Annotated in this window: 11 protein-coding genes; 3 read left to right on the top strand and 8 right to left on the bottom strand. The window is 61.9% G+C overall.

Features of this window, described 5'->3' with window-relative positions:
• Positions 1-18: 18 nt before the first annotated feature.
• Positions 19-2532: a phosphoenolpyruvate--protein phosphotransferase gene (ptsP, locus tag JFT58_RS18390; protein WP_054898911.1), complete on the top strand. Its 2514-nt coding sequence runs from the start codon at positions 19-21 to the stop codon at positions 2530-2532.
• A 26-nt stretch (positions 2533-2558) separates the two neighbouring features.
• The gene (nagE, locus tag JFT58_RS18385) at positions 2559-4256 is read left to right on the top strand and encodes an N-acetylglucosamine-specific PTS transporter subunit IIBC (RefSeq protein WP_054898912.1); all 1698 of its coding nucleotides are present in this window, start codon (positions 2559-2561) and stop codon (positions 4254-4256) included.
• A 115-nt stretch (positions 4257-4371) separates the two neighbouring features.
• Here the strand turns inward: nagE and JFT58_RS18380 are convergent, their stop codons facing one another.
• The 3 genes from JFT58_RS18380 to purL all read right to left on the bottom strand — a co-directional run bounded on the left by JFT58_RS18380 (position 4372) and on the right by purL (position 9187).
• Positions 4372-4665, bottom strand: a complete 294-nt coding sequence (locus JFT58_RS18380; RefSeq protein ID WP_229999976.1) for a DUF6124 family protein — start codon at positions 4663-4665, stop codon at positions 4372-4374.
• Positions 4666-4974: 309 nt separating this feature from the next.
• Positions 4975-5286, bottom strand: a complete 312-nt coding sequence (locus JFT58_RS18375; protein WP_054897795.1) for a hypothetical protein — start codon at positions 5284-5286, stop codon at positions 4975-4977.
• 4 nt (positions 5287-5290) lie between these two features.
• The gene (purL, locus tag JFT58_RS18370) at positions 5291-9187 is read right to left on the bottom strand and encodes a phosphoribosylformylglycinamidine synthase (RefSeq protein ID WP_054897796.1); all 3897 of its coding nucleotides are present in this window, start codon (positions 9185-9187) and stop codon (positions 5291-5293) included.
• A 286-nt stretch (positions 9188-9473) separates the two neighbouring features.
• On the opposite strand from purL, the gene mltF reads away from it, so the two are divergent.
• Positions 9474-10934, top strand: coding sequence for a membrane-bound lytic murein transglycosylase MltF (gene mltF / locus JFT58_RS18365; RefSeq protein WP_054897797.1), 1461 nt, complete (start codon positions 9474-9476; stop codon positions 10932-10934).
• Positions 10935-11070: 136 nt separating this feature from the next.
• On the opposite strand, the gene JFT58_RS18360 is transcribed toward mltF, so the two are convergent.
• From JFT58_RS18360 to treP, 5 genes are all read right to left on the bottom strand, one after another.
• Entirely contained in the window at positions 11071-11349 is a 279-nt protein-coding gene (locus tag JFT58_RS18360) for a PTS transporter subunit EIIB (RefSeq protein WP_054897798.1), read from the bottom strand.
• Between the two features lie 2 nt (positions 11350-11351).
• Positions 11352-13886, bottom strand: coding sequence for a phosphoenolpyruvate--protein phosphotransferase (gene ptsP, locus JFT58_RS18355; RefSeq protein WP_054897799.1), 2535 nt, complete (start codon positions 13884-13886; stop codon positions 11352-11354).
• A 209-nt stretch (positions 13887-14095) separates the two neighbouring features.
• A complete protein-coding gene (locus tag JFT58_RS18350) occupies positions 14096-15316 on the bottom strand; it encodes a maltoporin (RefSeq protein ID WP_054897800.1) in 1221 nt (406 codons plus the stop codon).
• A gap of 166 nt (positions 15317-15482) precedes the next feature.
• Positions 15483-17129, bottom strand: a complete 1647-nt coding sequence (gene treC / locus JFT58_RS18345) for an alpha,alpha-phosphotrehalase (RefSeq protein WP_054897801.1) — start codon at positions 17127-17129, stop codon at positions 15483-15485.
• A 122-nt stretch (positions 17130-17251) separates the two neighbouring features.
• On the bottom strand, positions 17252-18694 hold the full coding sequence (gene treP, locus JFT58_RS18340) for a PTS system trehalose-specific EIIBC component (RefSeq protein ID WP_034128010.1): 1443 nt from the start codon (positions 18692-18694) through the stop codon (positions 17252-17254).
• Between the last annotated feature and the right edge of the window lie 61 nt (positions 18695-18755).

Raw genomic sequence — 18755 nt, 5'->3', positions numbered from 1 at the left:
CTGATGAGTACCGTGCCCATGCCCAACAACAATAATCCATTGACCCTTAGCGCCCCCTTGAGTGGGCCGGTGCTGGCCCTGAACCGCGTCCCCGACGAAGTGTTCGCCAGCGGCGCCATGGGCGACGGTCTCGCTATCGACCCGTTGAACGACTGCCTGCACGCGCCCTGTGACGGCGTGATCATCCACGTCGCGCGCACCGGCCATGCGCTGACCATCCGCGCCGATAACGGTGCAGAAGTATTGATGCACGTGGGCATCGACACCGTGGAACTCAATGGCGAAGGCTTTGCCTTGCTGGTGAAGGACGGCGCACGGGTGAGCGAGGGTCAGCCGTTAGTGCAGTTTGATCTGGACCGCATCGCACGCCAGTGCAAGAGCCTGGTGAGCCTGATCATCCTGACCAACAGTGACCGCTTTGAGCTGACGCCCGTGACGCTGAAGACGGTCAAGATCGGTGAGCCGTTGTTGCAGATTGCTGCGCGCACCACCGCCACCGCCCAAGCAGCTGTGGATAACTCCAGCTTCGAGGCCAGCGCCAGCGTACGCATTACCCATCGAGGCGGTTTGCATGCACGCCCTGCCGCCCTGATCCGCAAGACCGCCCAGGGTTTCAGCAGCCAGTCGCACCTGCACTTCGCTGATAAATCGGCGTCGTGCGACAGCCTGATTGGCTTGATGGGACTGGGCATCGGCGAAGGCGACGAAGTGCGGGTGAGTTGCCGTGGCCAAGACGCAGAGGCGGCGTTGCAAGGGCTGGTCGCGGCGCTATCCGTGGCGGTCAGCGAAGCCCATCACGCCCCGGTAGCCACTGCTGCGCCACGTCGCGCCAGTGTGGAAGCCGATGTGCTGCAAGGCGTGTGTGCAGCACCCGGCCTGGTGTGCGGGCCACTGTTCCGCCTGTCCGGCATCGAGCTGCCCGAAGACACCGGTAACCATAGCGCCGACGAACAACAGCAGCGCCTCGACACGGCACTGGAGCAGGTGCGTGACGAAATCCGCAGCACCCTCGAGCATGCCCGCCAACGCAAGAATGTCGAGGAAGAAGACATCTTCGCCGCTCACCTTGCACTGCTCGAAGACCCGGCGCTGCTGGAAGCGGCCACCGACGCCATCGCCCACGGCAGCGCTGCCACCCACGCCTGGCGTGATGCGATCCAGGCCCAGTGCGCCGTGCTGTTGGCGTTGGGCAAGCCGTTGTTTGCCGAGCGCGCCAACGATCTTCGCGACCTGCAACAACGCGTATTGCGGGCCTTGCTGGGTGAGGCCTGGCACTTTGAGTTACCCGCCGGATCGATTGTCAGCGCCCATGAACTGACCCCGTCAGACTTGCTGCAACTGAGTGAACAGCAGGCCGCCGGTATCTGCATGGCCGAAGGCGGCGCCACCTCCCACGTCGCGATACTTGCTCGGGGGAAAGGCTTACCCTGCGTGGTCGCCCTCGGTGCCGAGGTATTGGATGTGCCTCAGGGCCAGCGCGTGGTGCTGGACGCCATCAATGGCCGCCTGGAACTGGCCCCTACCGATGCGCGCCATGCTGAAGTGCACCAGATACGCGACGCGCAAAAACTGCGTCGCCAGCAGCAACAGGCCCAGGCGCAACAACCGGCACGCACCCGCGACGGTGTGAACATTGAAATCGCCGCCAATGTTGCCTCCAGCAGCGAGGCCCAAGTGGCGTTTGAAAACGGTGCCGATGGCGTCGGCCTTCTACGCACCGAATTCCTCTTCGTCGACCGCCGTACCGCGCCGGATGAGCAGGAACAGCGTCAGGCTTATCAGGCCGTATTGGATGCCATGGGCGACAAGTCGGTGATCATCCGCACCATCGACGTGGGCGGCGACAAGCAGCTCGACTATTTGCCGCTGCCGATCGAGGCCAACCCGGTGTTGGGCCTGCGCGGCATTCGCATGGCCCAAGTGCGTCCGGAATTGCTCGACCAGCAACTGCGTGCCCTGCTGCAAGTCTCGCCGCTGGCGCGTTGTCGCATCCTGTTGCCGATGGTCAGCGAGGTGGATGAACTGCTGCAGATTCGCCAGCGCCTGGATGAACTGTGCGCCGAGTTGGGTTTGAGCCAGCGCCCCGAACTGGGGGTGATGATCGAAGTGCCCGCCGCTGCGCTGATGGCTGAACAGCTGGCCGAACATGCGGACTTTTTGTCCATCGGCACCAATGACCTGTCCCAGTACACCCTGGCCATGGACCGCGACCACGCAGGCTTGGCCGCGCGCGTCGATGCGCTGCACCCGGCCTTGCTGCGACTGATCGCGCACACCTGCGCCGGTGCGGCGAAGCACGGGCGTTGGGTCGGCGTGTGCGGTGCGTTGGCTTCTGACCCGCTGGCCACGCCGGTACTGGTCGGCCTGGGCGTCACCGAGCTGTCGGTGAGCCCGCCGCAGGTCGGAGAGATCAAGGACCGCGTTCGCCATCTGGACGCGGCGCAATGCCGGCAGCTGAGCCAGGAACTGCTCAACCTGAGCAGCGCCAAGGCCGTTCGCCAAGCCTGTCAACACCACTGGCCGCTGAGCTGAAAACAACAAGAATAGGGAGACACGCCATGTACCAACACTTTATCGAAGGCCTGCAACGCCTGGGCCGCGCCTTGATGCTGCCGATCGCGATCCTGCCGATCGCCGGCCTGCTGCTGCGCCTGGGCGACACCGACTTGCTCAACATCGCGGTGATGCACGACGCTGGCCAGGCGATCTTCGCCAACCTGGCGCTGATCTTCTCCATCGGCATTGCCGTGGGTTTTGCCCGTGACAACAACGGCACTGCGGGCCTGGCCGGGGCGATTGGTTACCTGGTGATGATCTCCACGCTCAAGGTGATGGACACCACCATCAACATGGGCATGCTCGCCGGTATCGCCAGCGGCTTGATGGCCGGTGGGCTGTACAACCGCTTCAAGGACATCAAGTTGCCGGAGTACCTGGCGTTCTTCGGTGGGCGGCGGTTTGTGCCGATTGTCACCGGGTTCAGCGCGGTGGGCCTGGGCGTGATTTTCGGCCTGATCTGGCCCCCGATCCAGCACGGCATCAACAGCTTCGGCGTGCTGTTGATGGAAAGCGGCAGCCTCGGTGCGTTCGTGTTTGGCGTGTTCAACCGCCTGCTGATCGTCACTGGCTTGCATCACATCCTCAACAATATGGCGTGGTTCGTGTTCGGCAGCTTCACCGACCCGGTAACCGGCGCGGTGGTCACGGGCGACCTGACCCGCTACTTTGCCGGCGACCCCAAAGGCGGCCAGTTCATGACCGGCATGTTCCCGGTGATGCTGTTCGGACTGCCCGCGGCGTGTCTGGCGATGTACCGCAATGCTTTGCCTGAGCGGCGCAAAGTGATGGGCGGGATCTTCCTGTCGATGGCGCTGACCTCGTTCCTCACCGGGGTGACCGAGCCGATTGAATTTGCCTTCATGTTCCTGGCGCCCTTCCTGTACCTGATTCACGCGCTGCTCACCGGCCTGTCGATGGCGGTCACCGACCTGCTGAATATCCACCTGGGCTTTACCTTCTCCGGTGGGTTTATCGACATGGTGCTGGGCTGGGGCAAGTCCACCAATGGCTGGTTGGTGGTACCGGTAGGCCTGGCCTACTCGGTGATCTACTACACGGTGTTCAGCTACTGCATCCGCCGCTTCAACCTGAAGACGCCGGGCCGTGAAGACATCCAGGTGGTGCAGGCTGAAGCGATGAGTGATAACCAGCGTGCGACGGCTTATATCCAGGCGTTGGGAGGCGCCGAGAACTTGCTGAGTGTGGGTGCTTGTACCACGCGGCTTCGCTTGGACATGGTGGATCGCAACAAGGCGGTGGATGCAGAGTTGAAAGCGCTGGGTGCCATGGCTGTGGTGCGGCCGGGGAATGGTGGGAGTTTGCAGGTGGTGGTCGGGCCGATGGCCGATAGCATTGCTGATGAAATCCGCTTGGCGATGCCGGGGTTTGTTGCCGCAAAGCCTGCAGCGGTTGCGCCTGTGGATAAGCCGGTGACGGTGAATGTGCAGGAGGCCGAGAAATGGCTGAATGCGCTGGGTGGCCGGGGGAATGTACGGCATCTGGAAGCGGTGGCGATGACCCGGCTGCGGGTGGAATTGGGGGATGATTCGCGGTTGTCTGAGGCTCAGCTCACTGCGCTCGGTTGCCAGGGTGTGAGTCAGCTTGAGAGCGGTGTTTGGCACCTGTTGATGGGTGACAAGGCGTCGGGGTTGGGTGAAGCGTTGGAGCGGTTGGTGACTCGCCGGATCAACGCCTGATTTCCCCTGTGGCGAGGGAGCTTGCTCCCGCTGGGCTGCGCAGCGGTCCCAAAAATCCTGGGAGCGCTTCGCACTCCAGCGGGAGCAAGCTCCCTCGCCACAGAGTGTGGTGTATTCAGTTACTGGTGGGTACTTCGTGTAGATCCAGTACTCGATCCACCATCAACTGAATACCCTCTACCATCCGATGAATCCCCAGCACCGCATCACGGTGCGGGCCGTCGATTTCAAAAGCCAGATTACCCGCCAGTGCCTGTACGGATGCCAGGTCTTGGGAGGCATTGGCGAGCAGGGTTTCGGTGTTCAGACTGGGTAGTACGGTGAAGATCTGGTCGGACGGTGAATCACCAGCTTGGCGGGACTCGGCTTGAGATGAGATTGAACCAGTTAGCAAGTTGTCGCTGATCATCATTAAACTCCATATGGAATAGGCTCCTAGTGACTTTTCAGGCTTGCAGTCCCGGTCACTGAATTGGCAGCGACTCGAGAAGGTTAGTTGTGCGAGTTCCGACGGACAACCTGAAAGGCTTGTCGGAAAGTTCTGAGGCGCTTGCGCCGACGCCATCGCAGGCAAGCCAGCTCCCACATGGGATTGATGTACGGTCTGACAACGGGGTCAAATGTGGGAGCTGGCTTGCCTGCGATTGGCACTTAAAACCAACAAAAAACCCGCTGACCAAACGGGCCCAGCGGGTTTCTTGTTTATACAGCCCACGAATCAAAAATCCGCCAACTGCCACACCTCATACGCCGGAGTCTCATACGGGTGACTGAGTTTCAAAGCAGCCACAGCGGCCACGATCAATTCATCTGCCACCACCAACTCAACCTTCCACTCTTCAACCACTTCAACCTGGCCCACCTGCCCGATAAACGGCTGACTGCCGTCCAACGCGCGGAATTGGCCCTGGCCCAGCACTTGCCAGGCGCAGCTGTCGTAGTCGCCGATGCGCCCGCCGCCGGCTGCGAAGACGGCGGTTTTTACCGTCTCCACATGGCTGTCGGGCACGAAGAAGGCGAGCTTGTACACGGCCTTAGTTCACCCACACGCGAGCGTTGCGGAACATGCGCATCCAGGCGCCGTCTTCGCTCCACTCTTCCGGGCGCCACGAGTTTTGCACGGCGCGGAATACGCGTTCCGGGTGCGGCATCATGATGGTCACGCGACCGTCGCGGCTGGTAAGGCCGGTGATCCCGCGTGGCGAGCCGTTCGGGTTGGCCGGGTAGCTTTCGGTGACCTTGCCGTGGTTGTCGACGAAACGCAGGGCTACAGTGCCGGACAGGTCGGCTTCAAGCAGCGCTTCTTCGCTGCTGAATTCGGCGTGGCCTTCACCGTGGGCGATGGCGATTGGCATGCGCGAACCGGCCATGCCCTGCAGGAAGATCGAGTTGGACTCCTGCACCTGCACCATGGCGACACGGGCTTCGAACTGCTCGGAACGGTTACGCACAAAGTGCGGCCAGAACTCGCTGCCCGGGATCAGTTCGCTGAGGTTGGACATCATCTGGCAACCGTTGCACACACCCAGGGTGAAGCTGTCGTTGCGTTCGAAGAAGCCCTGGAACGCGTCGCGGGCACGGCTGTTGAACAGGGCCGACTTGGCCCAGCCTTCACCGGCACCCAGCACGTCGCCGTAGGAGAAACCACCGCAGGCAACCAGGCCTTTGAACTCGTTGAGGTCAACGCGACCGGCGAGGATGTCGCTCATGTGCACGTCGATCGCATTGAAGCCGGCGCGGTCGAACGCTGCTGCCATTTCCACCTGGCCGTTGACGCCCTGCTCACGCAGTACGGCAACCTGTGGGCGAATGCCCTTCTTGATGTAAGGCGCGGCGATGTCCTGGTTGACGTCGAAGCTGAGCATGGTGCTCAGGCCCGGGTTGTCTTCTTCCAGGATCACGTCGAATTCCTGCTCGGCGCAGTCGGCGTTGTCGCGCAGACGCTGGATCTGGTAGCTGGTCTCGGCCCACTGGCGTTGCAGCAAGCGGCGCTGACCGGTAAAGACCGTGTCGCCGTTGAAGGAGATATTGACTTCGCCGTTGTTGATCGGCTGGCCAATCACCGCCACGCACTCGGCCAGGCCAGCGGCGCTGAACTGCGCGAGCACGTCTGGGGTAGCGTCCTGACGCACCTGAATCACAGCACCCAACTCTTCGTTGAACAGGATGCCGTTGATTTCGGCAGCATCCTCGGCAACGCTGTCGAGCACGATGTTCAGGCCGCAGTGACCGGCGAAGGCCATTTCGACAACACTGGTCAGCAAACCACCGTCGGAACGGTCGTGGTAAGCCAACAGGTGGCCGTCGGCGTTCAGGCCCTGGATCACGGCGAAGAAGGCTTTGAGGTCTTCGGCGTCATCGACGTCCGGGGCCTGCTTGCCGAGCTTGCCGTGGGTTTGCGCCAGGATCGAAGCGCCCATGCGGTTCTGACCACGGCCCAGGTCGATCAGGATCAGGTCGGTGGTGCCCTTGTCCATGCGCAGTTGCGGGGTCAGGGTCTGGCGGATGTCAGTGACCGGCGCAAAACCGGTGACGATCAGCGACAGCGGCGAAGTGACGCTCTTGTCGGTGCCGTCTTCGTTCCAGCGGGTGGCCATGGACATGGAGTCCTTGCCCACCGGAATGGTGATACCCAGTTCCGGGCACAGCTCCATGCCGACAGCTTTGACCGTGTCGTACAGGCGCGCATCTTCACCTGGGTGGCCGGCAGCGGACATCCAGTTGGCCGACAACTTGATGTCGGACAGCTTGCCGATACGCGAGGCCGCAATGTTGGTGAGGGTTTCACCAATGGCCATGCGGCCCGACGCCGGAGCGTCCAGCAGGGCCAGCGGTGTGCGCTCGCCCATGGCCATGGCTTCACCGGTGTACACGTCGAAGCTGGTGGCGGTGACGGCAACGTCGGCCACCGGCACCTGCCATGGACCGACCATTTGGTCACGGGCAACCAGGCCGGTGATGGTGCGGTCGCCGATGGTGATCAAAAAGCTTTTGCTCGCCACGGCCGGGTGGTGCAGCACGCGTTCGATGCTGTTGGCCAGGTCCAGCGTGCTTGGGTCGAAATCATCGCCCAGCTCGCTTTCACGTACCGCCGAACGGTGCATGCGCGGGGCTTTGCCCAGCAGCACTTCCAACGGCATGTCCACCGGGCTGTTGCCGAAGTGGCTATCTGTAACCGTCAACTGCGGCTCGGCAGTGGCTTCGCCGACCACGGCAAACGGGCAACGCTCGCGTTCGCAGATGGCCTGGAAGCGTGCGAAGTCTTCAGGGCCAACAGCCAGTACGTAGCGTTCCTGGGATTCGTTGCTCCAGATTTCGTGCGGGGCCATGCCCGGCTCGTCGTTTGGAATGTTGCGCAGTTCGAAACGGCCACCACGGTCGCCATCGTTGACCAGTTCCGGGAAGGCGTTGGACAAACCACCGGCGCCGACGTCGTGGATGAAGCTGATCGGGTTCTTGTCACCCAACTGCCAGCAACGGTCGATGACTTCCTGGCAGCGGCGCTCCATCTCAGGGTTTTCGCGCTGTACGGAAGCGAAGTCCAGGTCGGCCGAGCTGGTGCCGGTGGCCATGGAAGAGGCCGCACCGCCGCCCAGGCCGATCAGCATCGCCGGGCCGCCGAGCACGATCAGCTTGGAGCCGACCAGAATCTCGCCTTTCTTGACGTGTTCTTCACGGATGTTGCCCATACCGCCAGCCAACATGATCGGCTTGTGGTAGCCGCGCACTTCATCGCCACGCGGGGTGGTGATGGACTGCTCGAAGGTCCGGAAGTAACCGGTGAGCGCCGGGCGCCCGAATTCGTTGTTGAACGCGGCGCCGCCCAGCGGGCCTTCGATCATGATGTCCAGCGCGGTGACGATGCGCTCAGGCTTGCCGTACGGCACTTCCCACGGCTGTTCGAAGCCCGGGATCTGCAGGTTGGACACGGTGAAACCGGTAAGGCCCGCCTTGGGCTTGGCACCACGGCCGGTGGCGCCTTCGTCACGGATTTCGCCGCCCGAACCGGTGGCTGCGCCCGGGAACGGGGCAATCGCGGTCGGGTGGTTGTGGGTTTCAACCTTCATCAGGATGTGCACCGGCTCCTGCACCGCGCCGTACTGGCGGGTTTCCGGGTCCGGGAAGAAGCGACCGGCGACGGAGCCGACGATCACCGAGGCGTTGTCCTTATAAGCCGACAAAACGCCTTCGCTGTGCATCACGTAGGTGTTCTTGATCATGCCGAACAGGCTTTTTTCCTGGCTTTGGCCGTCGATGTCCCAACTGGCGTTGAAGATCTTGTGACGGCAGTGCTCGGAGTTGGCCTGGGCGAACATCATCAGTTCGATGTCGTGGGGGTTGCGCTTCAAGCCGGTGAAGGCGTTGACCAGATAGTCGATCTCGTCTTCGGCCAGGGCTAGACCCAGCTCGGTGTTGGCCTTCTCGAGGGCGGCGCGGCCACCGCCCAGCACGTCAATCGCGGTGAGCGGCTTGGGTTCGGCGTGGCTGAACAGGCCGGCAGCCTGTTCCAGCTGGCTGACGATGATCTGGGTCATGCGGTCGTGCAGGCTGCTGGCGATCAGCTCGGCCTCGGCGTCGCTGAACTGCCCGGCGACGTAGAAGGCGATCCCACGCTCCAGGCGCTGGATTTTATCCAGGCCGCAGTTGCGGGCGATGTCGCTGGCCTTGCTCGACCAGGGCGAGATGGTGCCGAACCGTGGCAGAACCAGGAACAAGCGGCCAGTCGGCTCTTGAACGGGAACGCTTGGGCCGTACTTCAGAAGGCGTGCCAGCACTTGCTGTTCGTCGGCGGTCAAGACGCCGGTTACGTCGGCGAAGTGAGCAAATTCAGCGTACAGGCCTGTAACAGCTGGAACCTTCTGGCTCAGTTGCTCAAGGAGTTTGCTGTGGCGAAAGGCAGAAAGGGCAGGAGCGCCGCGCAGGATCAACATCTTCGGGACAGCCTCGGGAAGGGGTGTGCTTTGAGGCCGTGCATTCTAGCGTAAACCTTCGCCAACGGCACCCGAAACGCTACCGGTGGCCGCCGCCGAACGTCAGTTGGCACGCTTTGCCTGCAGTTACGGCGTTATCCAGGGTATTGGGCGCAGTTATTTTAACCGTCACAATCGCTCGCCAAGCCCCGTTTCTGCGGGCTGCAGCACAGTTTTACGCTGGCTAGCAGACAAGTGCGCCGCTGTCGAGATATGGCGCCGTGAGCCGTTTGCGTATACTGCGCAGATGTTCTTCCCAACTGTTTCGCGCCTGCGATGCGCCAAATGGCTCATCGCCACCTTGCTCTTCCTGATGCTCAGTGCCTGTGTTGATAAACCCAGCACACTGGAGCGAATCAAGGAGGATGGCGTATTGCGGGTGGTCACTCGCAACAGTCCCGCTACGTATTTCCAGGATCGCAACGGTGAAACCGGCTTCGAATACGAACTGGTCAAGCGCTTTGCCGACGACCTGGGGGTGAAGCTGGAAATCGAGACGGCCGACAACCTCGACGACCTGTTCAGCCGGCTGGGCAAACCCAACGGCCCGGTACTCGCCGCCGCCGGCCTGGTGAGCAGCGACCAGCGCCAGCAGCAGGTGCGCTTCTCCCACCCGTACCTTGAAGTCACCCCACAGATTATCTACCGCAACGGCCAATCGCGCCCCACCAACGCCGCCGACCTGGTGGGCAAGAAGATCATGGTGCTCAAGGGCAGCACCCACGCCGAGCAACTGGCGGCGCTGAAAAAACAGAACCCGGCCATCGAGTACGAAGAATCCGACGCCGTTGAAGTGGTGGATTTGCTGCGCATGGTCGACGAAGGGCAAATCGACCTGACCCTGGTGGACTCCAACGAAGTGGCCATGAACCAGGTGTACTTCCCCAACGTGCGCGTGGCCTTCGACCTCGGCAATGCCAGCAATCAAAGCTGGGCCGTGGCAGCAGGCGACGACAACAGCCTGCTCAACGAGATCAACAGTTACCTGGACAAGGTCGAGAAGAATGGCACTTTGCAACGCCTGAAGGACCGCTACTACGGGCACGTCGATGTCCTCGGCTATGTCGGCGCCTACACCTTTGCCCAGCACTTGCAACAACGCCTGCCCAAGTACGAGAAACACTTTCGCGCCTATGCCAAGGCCGAGAAAGTCGATTGGCGTTTACTGGCAGCCATTGGTTATCAGGAATCGCTGTGGCAACCCACGGTCACGTCCAAGACCGGCGTGCGCGGCCTGATGATGCTGACCCAGAACACCGCGCAAGCCATGGGCGTGTCCAACCGCCTTGACCCCAAGCAGAGCATCATGGGCGGCGCCAAGTACCTGGCCCGGATCAAGGATGAGCTGGACGACAAGATCGCCGAACCCGACCGCACCTGGTTCGCCCTCGCCGCCTACAACGTAGGCACCGGCCACCTGGACGACGCGCGCCTCCTGGCGAAGAAAGAAGGCCTGAACCCGAACAAGTGGCTGGACGTGAAGAAGATGCTGCCACGCCTGTCGCAGAAGCAGTGGTACAGCAAGACCCGCTACGGCTACGCCCGCGGCGGCGAGCCGGTGCATTTTGTGGCCAACATCCGGCGTTACTACGACATCCTCACCTGGGTGACCCAGCCGCAGCTGGAGGGTAACCAGGTGGTGGAAGGCAACCTGCATGTGCCGGGCGTGGACAAGACCAAGCCACCGCAAGACACCCCGCAACTCTGATCACGACAGCCCGCACACAGCAAATCTCTGTGGGAGCCGGGCTTGCCCGCGATGGCGGCCTGACAGTCGAGGTAGTCGGCGCCTGACACACCGCTATCGCGGGCAAGCCCAGCTCCCACATCTGATCATCGTCGCCTTATAGGCCGGTGAGCAGATGGAGCACGCCGCCCGGCAGTACCATCACTGCGGGTATACCGGCAGCCTTCAACGCCGACTCATCCAACCCACCCACCTCCTTCAATTGCACGCGCACCCGCGTGAGTGCCACGCGCTGCTGTGACGTGACGTTCCCCTCCCCGCCCAATGCACTCACCACATCGGCCGACAACAGGCTCGGCGTCGTCGGTGCGACCGTCTCGGCCACCAAATCAGGCGTCAGGGCTTTCCAGAACGCCCGCTGCAATTTCTCGAACATGCTCAGTGCTCCACGACAGGTGAGGTTTCAACGGTGGCCGCGTGGTACAGGCGCAGGGCCTCGCGCACTTGGTCGGCTTCTTCCAGGCCCAGCACTTGGCGGGCAATGATCTGGCAGTCGTGCAGGTCCAGTTCGCGCACGGTGGCCTTGATGGTGGGGATCAGCGGCACGCTGACCGACAGCTCATCCACACCCAGGCCGATCAACGCCGGCACAGCAAGGGTTTCGGACGCCAGCGCACCACATACGCCCACCCACTTGCCATGGGCATGGGCCGCCTTGACGGTGATGTCGATCAGGCGCAGGACGGCCGGGTGAAAACTGTCGGCCTGGCTGGCCAGGCGCGGATGGTCGCGGTCCATGGCCAGGGTGTACTGGGTCAGGTCGTTGGTGCCGATGGAGAAGAAATCCACATAGGGCGCAAACACATCCGCCATCAGCGCTGCGCTGGGGACTTCGATCATGATGCCCAGCTTTGGTAACTCGGCCAGCCCGAGGGCCAGCGCCTCTTCTTCGAGCATCTTGCGCGCCAGATGCAGCTCCGACAGCAGGCTGACCATCGGCAACATGATATGCAGCCGCGCCAAGCCTGCACTGGCAAGAATCGCACGCAACTGTTCACGCAGCAGTTCGGGGCGTTCCAGGCACAGGCGGATACCGCGCAGGCCAAGGAATGGGTTGGTCTCGCTTTCCATCGGCACATAGGCCAAGGGTTTATCGCCGCCCACATCCAGGGTACGTACCACCAGATTACGCTCGGGGCCGAGGGCGCGGGCGATGGCGCTGTAGGTGTCGGCCTGCTCCTCTGCGCTCGGGGCACGGTTGCGTTCCAGGTAGAGGAACTCCGAACGCAGCAGACCCACGCCTTCAGCGCCCAGGGTCAGTGACTGTTCCACTTCCTGCAATGAGGCGACGTTGGCTGTGACCTCGACGTGGTGACCGTCGCGGGTGACCGCCGCCTGTGAGGCCTGTGCCACTTCACGCTGCAGCCGTAGCTTTTGCTGTTGACGAACCGCCTGCAGTTGCTCGATTTCAGCCAGGTTCGGCTCCAGCTGCAGCTCGCCTTTGTCGGCGTTGAGCAGTACCCGCTTGCCGTTGGCCAAGGCCAATACTTGACTGGGTACGCCGCAAAGGGATGGCAGGCCGAGGGCCCGGGCGAGGATGGCCACGTGGCTGGTAGCGCCACCGGCGACCGTGACGAAGCCCAGCACTTTGCTGGTATCCAGGCCGGCGGTTTGTGAGGGGGTCAATTGTTCGGCGACCAGAATGGCGCACTCCGGCAGCTCCATGGAACGCTCCGGCACCCCCAGGATCAACTTGAGCACGCGCTGGCCGACGTCGGCCAAATCCGCCGCACGCTCAGCCAGCAGCGTTTTACCCAAGCCTTCGAAGAGCCTGGCGGTCGCCACCGTGGCCGTATTCCAGGCAAAGGCCGCGCTCTTGCCTTCGGCCAGCAGGCTATGGGCTTGTTCAAGCAGGGTCGGGTCTTCGAGCAGTTCCTGGTGGGCGCGGAAGATCTCGGCCTGGGCACTGCCGGCCGCCTTGGCCTGCAACGCTTGCAGCGCCTCGTTTGCCGCCCGCAGGCCACGGGCCAATGCGGTACGTTCGAAGGTTTCTCCGGCACCGGCTTCGGGAATCTCAAGCGCCGGTTCAGCCACTTGGACAACCTGGCCGAACGCCGAGCCCGGCGACGCGCAGACGCCTCGCAACACGGACGCAGAAGACGCAGGCGTGGCGGGCTCGTTGATCGCCTCGACCGCTACCGGCAGCGTCTCGCCACAGCCGTCGAGCAGCAACGCCACCAGCGCCTGGATTGCCGCCTCGGCATCTTCCCCCGCCGCGCTCACTTGCACGCTGTCGCCCTGGGAGGTCTGCAGCGCCATGATCGCCACAAGCGACTTGGCATTGGCGCTCAGGGTTTGCTTGTGCAGGAAAATGCTGGAACTGAACCCCTTCGCCGCCTGGGCAAAGACCGCCGCAGGGCGGGCGTGCAGGCCGCTGGCATTGGGCAATGTCACTGGCTTGGAAAACAGCGCATTGCCCTCTTCCTCGTCCACCTCAGCGGGCATCGGCCCCGGTGAGACCTGCACCAGAGGCTGGCCGGACTCCACCAGCGCCTGACCGGCCACCAATGGCACAAACGGCTCGCCGCTCACAATGAGCATCAAGGTCAGCAGGCTACGTGCATTGAGCGCCACATAATCGGCATCGAACTCGATCAGCGGCTGCCCGGCCTCCACCCGCTGGCCCTCCTCGACCAGCCGGGTGAAGCCCTGGCCTGCCAGGTTCACGGTGTCCAGGCCAATATGCAGCAGCACCTGCACTCCGTTATCGGCGGTGACACTGACGGCGTGTCCGCTGTCCTGAATATTGCTGATCACCCCGGCCAACGGCGCGCAGAGGGTCTGCGAGGTGGGGTCGATGCACAGGCCATCGCCAATCACGCGGCCGGAAAATACCGGGTCGGGGACCTGATCCAGCGCCAGCAAACCCCCGGACAAGGGTGCCAGCAGTTCCAGGGGTTGAGATGTGGTCATGACTTCACCTGTTTGTGTTGTTCTTTAAAAATCATTGAGTCGATGCAAGGATGAGGATGACGAAGATCAAAGGTGGGAGCGGGCTTGCTGTGGCGAGCAAGCTTGCTTGCGCTGGGGTGCGAAGCGCCCCCAAAAGCCTGCGACTGCTGCGCAGTCGAGCGGGAGCAAGCTCCCTCGCCACAGCAAGCCCGCTCCCACACGAGCCCGGCTTACTTCCACCAATATTCGACCTGCACACCGACGTTCGACCCATGCCGCGCCGTGCCATAGGCGCCGGTGTCGGACAACGCCGAGCCCGCCGCCAGCTCATTGGCCGCACGCTTGGCCGCTTTGTTCCAGGACGCATAGGTGTAATACAACCGCACTTCCGGCCGCGCCCAGAACTCAGGACCTTTGGGCGACCAGGTCGGGGCGAAGGTAAATTTGCTCAATTTGCGCGTACCGCCGGTGGCCTCGACCTGATCGTGCCCCAGCTCAGTGACCAGTTTGAATTGCTCGCTGAGCGCATACGCAGGACGCACACCGAGCGACATCCAGTTCTGGTCCTGACGCCCTGGGCGCACATCTTTCTGGTACACCGCCTCGACTTGCCCGCCGAAACGCGGGGTCACTTGCCAATCAAAGAACTCCACGGCGCGGTAACTTTTGCTGCTTTTGTCCAACGTGGTATTGCCGGTGTAACCCAGACCGGTGCCGGGGCCTTCGCCGTACTGCAGGGCAAACTTGTTCTTGCCACCCAGGAAGGCCGCTTGTACATGCTGCGCCGTCAGCGCCCAGCCACTGTTGGTGTCACGCCCACCGGCCTTGGCGATGTAGCTCAAGCCAAGTTCCAGTTCGCCACCGGGGTTGGTCTTGAAACCTGCGACGTTGAAGTCGTGACGGGTGGCGTACTCCTTCTGGTACAGGTTGTCCTTGCGCGACAGGGCGTAGCTGTATTTCAAGCCGCCGATCAACACGTCCTCGATCCCGCCACCGGTGGCGCTCTGGTTCCAGTAGTAGAAGTCGGAAATATGGATGTCGTTACGTTTGTAGTAACGCCGCCCGGCCCACAGCGAACCGCCATTGAGACTGGGCAGGTTGGACCATTGCGCATACATCTGCGGCATGCGCGCCGAGCCATTGTTTTCACCCTGGAACTTCAGGGCACGGTCGTACTTGTTATAGAGGGAAGCCATGGCATCGACGCTGAACACCGAACCGTCATCGAGGGTCAGCAAATCCTGACGCAGTTCCAGCTCGGCGTACTGCTCGCATTCGTTGCCCAAGCGGTACTTGGTTTGCGCACCCGGCAGTTGGAAACATTGCTGCTTGCCGCTGCCCGTTGACGTGCCCGCGCCGCTGCGCAAATACCCGGCAAATTCCAGGGCTTGGGCGCCGAAAGGCACCGTGAGGCAGGAAGCAATAAGGCCCAGTTTTATTGTTGTTTTCATGAAGTGCTCCTTTTATTTTTATTGTTTTTTCTTGCTGTCTTGCGTGACGCGATCACCTGTAGGAGCGAGCTTGCTCGCGAAGAATTTGCAACCTCCACGCAACACCTGGAGGGGCGCGTTAGCGTTGGCGATCTTCGCGAGCAAGCTCGCTCCTACAGGGGGCATTTCAACCAGTCAGGTGCAGCACGAAGGATTCATAAGGGCGTAGCACCATCGTGCTCGTGCGCAGCGGGCAATCGGGGTAGTTGCTGATCAGAAGGCGTTGCTCGTTTGCGGCGTTGATCACGCCTTCGGGCAGTTGGATCTCGCACGACGATCCATAGAAGTTGTTGAGTACCAACAGGCGCTCGCCATGACCTTCACGCAGGTACGCCCAGACCTGGAGATGGTCTTGCAGCAACGCACGGTAAACGCCTTGCTGTATCAGCGGCTCGCGACGGCGCAGGTCGATCAGCCTGCGGTAGTGATGCAGCACCGAATCCGGGTCATCCATCTGGCTGTTGACATTGATCTGCGCAGCATTCGCGGGAATGCCGATCCAGGGTTCACCGCGGCTGAACCCGGCGTTCGCTTCGGTGCTCCACTGCATGGGCGTACGCCCGTTATCGCGGGACTTCTGCATGATCGCCGCCATGCTCGAAGCTTCGGACTCTCCCGCGTCGCGCTTGAGGCGGAAGATGTTCAGGGTTTCCACATCGCGGTATTGCGAAATGCTGTCGAAGCCGGGGTTGGTCATGCCCAGCTCTTCGCCCTGATACACATATGGCGTGCCCTGCAGAAAGTGCAGCGCCGTGGCGAGCATCTTGGCCGAGACCACGCGGTATTCGCCGTCGTCACCAAAGCGCGAGACCACCCGTGGCTGGTCGTGGTTACACCAGAACAACGCGTTCCAGCCGCCACCGGCCTGCATGCCCACCTGCCAGTCGGAGAAAATCTGCTTGAGTTGCAGGAAATCGAAATCGGCCTTCACCCACTTCTGCAGGTTCGGATAATCGACTTTCAGGTGATGGAAATTGAAGGTCATCGACAGCTCTTTCGACGCTGGATTCGAGTAGCGAATGCAGTGTTCCAGGCGGGTGGATGACATCTCGCCCACGTTGATCAGGTCATGGCCTTCAAAGACCTCGCGGTGCATTTGCTGCAGGTATTGGTGCACGTTCGGGCCGTCGGTGTAGAAACGGCGACCGTCGCTGTTGTCTTCGGGGAAATCGGCGGGCTTGGAGATCAGGTTGATCACATCCAGGCGGAAGCCGCCCACGCCTTTGTCGCGCCAGAAGCGCATCATCTTGAACACTTCGGCGCGTACCTTGGGGTTATCCCAATTGAGGTCGGCCTGGGTATGGTCGAACAGATGCAGGTAGTACTGGCCAGTCTGCGCTTCGTATTCCCAGGCCGAGCCGCCGAACTTGGATTCCCAGTTGTTCGGCTGGTCACGCCAGATGTAGAAGTCACGATAGGGATTGTCGAGGCTGCTGCGCGCCTGCTGGAACCATTCGTGTTCGATGGAGGTGTGGTTGACCACGATGTCGAGCATCAGCTTGATACCACGCTTGGCGGCTTCGCTGATCAGCAGGTCGCAGTCGGCCATAGTGCCGTAGCTGGGGTCGATGGCGTAGTAGTCGCTGATGTCGTAGCCGTTGTCGCGCTGGGGCGAGCGCAGGAACGGAGTAACCCACAGGCAATCCACGCCCAGCCACTTGAGGTAGTCGAGTTTGTCCACGATGCCCAGCAGGTCACCGGTGGCGTTACCCGCGTGGCTGTGGAAGCTTTTGGGGTAGATCTGGTAGATCACCGAGTGTTGCCAGGTTTGCATGGTGGATTCCTTCAGTAGAGTTGGGTGTTGGCCCTTCCGGCCTCATCGCAGGCAAGCCAGCTCCCACATTTGAATGTGTTCACACATCACTGTGGGAGCTGGCTTGCCTGCGATAGCGATCTTCAGGCGACCCGGTAACCAGGCCGAACGATCTTCATGCTCAACATGCACGTCAGCGCAAACGGCACGACCATCGCCACGACCATGCCAATCACGAACATCGGAATGGCGCTCGGTACGATCGAGATAAACCCGGGTAGCCCACCGACGCCGATGGCCGAGGCCTGCACCTTGTTCAACGACAGGAAAATGCTGCCCAGCGCCGAGCCCAGCAGAGCGGCATAGAACGGGAATTTGAAACGCAGGTTCACCCCGAACATCGCCGGCTCAGTGATGCCGAAGTAAGCTGAAATGGCCGAGGTCGAGGCCATGCTTTTGTCCCGCGCATTGCGAGTCATGTAGAACACCCCGAGCGCGGCGCTGCCCTGGGCCAGGTTGGACATGACGATCATCGGCCAGATAAAGGTGCCGCCCTGGGTGGAAATAAGCTGCAGGTCGACGGCCAGGAACATGTGGTGCATACCGGTGATCACCAGCGGCGCATAGAGCAGGCCGAAAATCGCGCCGCCGATCATAGGTGCGATTTCAAACAGGGTGACCAGGCCTTCGGTAATCAGGATGCCGAGGTGACGCGTCACCGGGCCGATGATTGCCAGGGCCAGCACACCAGTGACCACGATGGTGGTGATCGGCACCACCAGCAGTTGAATGGCATTCGGCACCCGCGCCCTCAGCCACTTCTCGATCACGCTCATGACAAAGGCCGCCATCAGGATTGGCAGGATCTGCCCCTGGTAACCCACCTTCTCGATCTGGAACCAGCCGAAGATATCGAAGTACGGCAGGCTCTGGCCGTCGAGGCCGGCTACCGCCTTGCCGTAGTTCCAGGCGTTGAGCAGGTCCGGGTGCACCAGCATCAGGCCCAGCACGATGCCGAGGATTTCACTACCGCCGAACCGCTTGGCCGCCGACCAGCCCACCAGTGCCGGCAGGAACACGAAGGAGGTGTTGGCCATCAGGTTGATCAGGCTCCACAGGCCATCCAGATTCGGGTAGGCCTCCAGCAGCGTCTGGCCTTCGATGAACATGCCCTTGGCGCCCATCAGGTTGTTCACGCCCATCAACAGGCCGGCAATGATCAGCGCGGGCAGGATCGGCATGAACACATCGGAGAACACCCGCACCAGGCGCTGCATGGGGTTGGCCTTGTCGCCGCCGGCTTTCTTGACGTCGGCAATGGTCGAAGCGGCAAGGCCGGTCAGTTCGCGCAGGGCGGCGTAGACCTTCTCCACTTCGCCGGGACCGATCACCACCTGGAACAGGCCGCCGGTAAAGAACGAACCCTTGACCAGATCGACCTGGTTCAGGGCACTGCTGTTGACCAGGCTGGGGTCCTTGAGCGCCAGGCGCAGGCGGGTCACGCAATGGGCAGCCTGCTCAAGGTTTTCGCGGCCTCCGAGGTTGTCGAGGATCTCGCGGGCAATCGTTGAATAGTCGTGGCTCATGCTCGTTTTCCACTGTGATTGTTTTTATGGGTGGCAGTCGTTGGCAGCACGCCGAGGAGGG

It is taken from the genome of Pseudomonas sp. MF6767, from assembly GCF_016405475.1.
GTDB classification, from domain to species: Bacteria; Pseudomonadota; Gammaproteobacteria; order Pseudomonadales; family Pseudomonadaceae; genus Aquipseudomonas; species Aquipseudomonas paracarnis.
The sequence above is the reverse complement of the archived record's forward strand: the minus strand, read 5'-3'. Positions and strand labels throughout refer to the sequence as shown.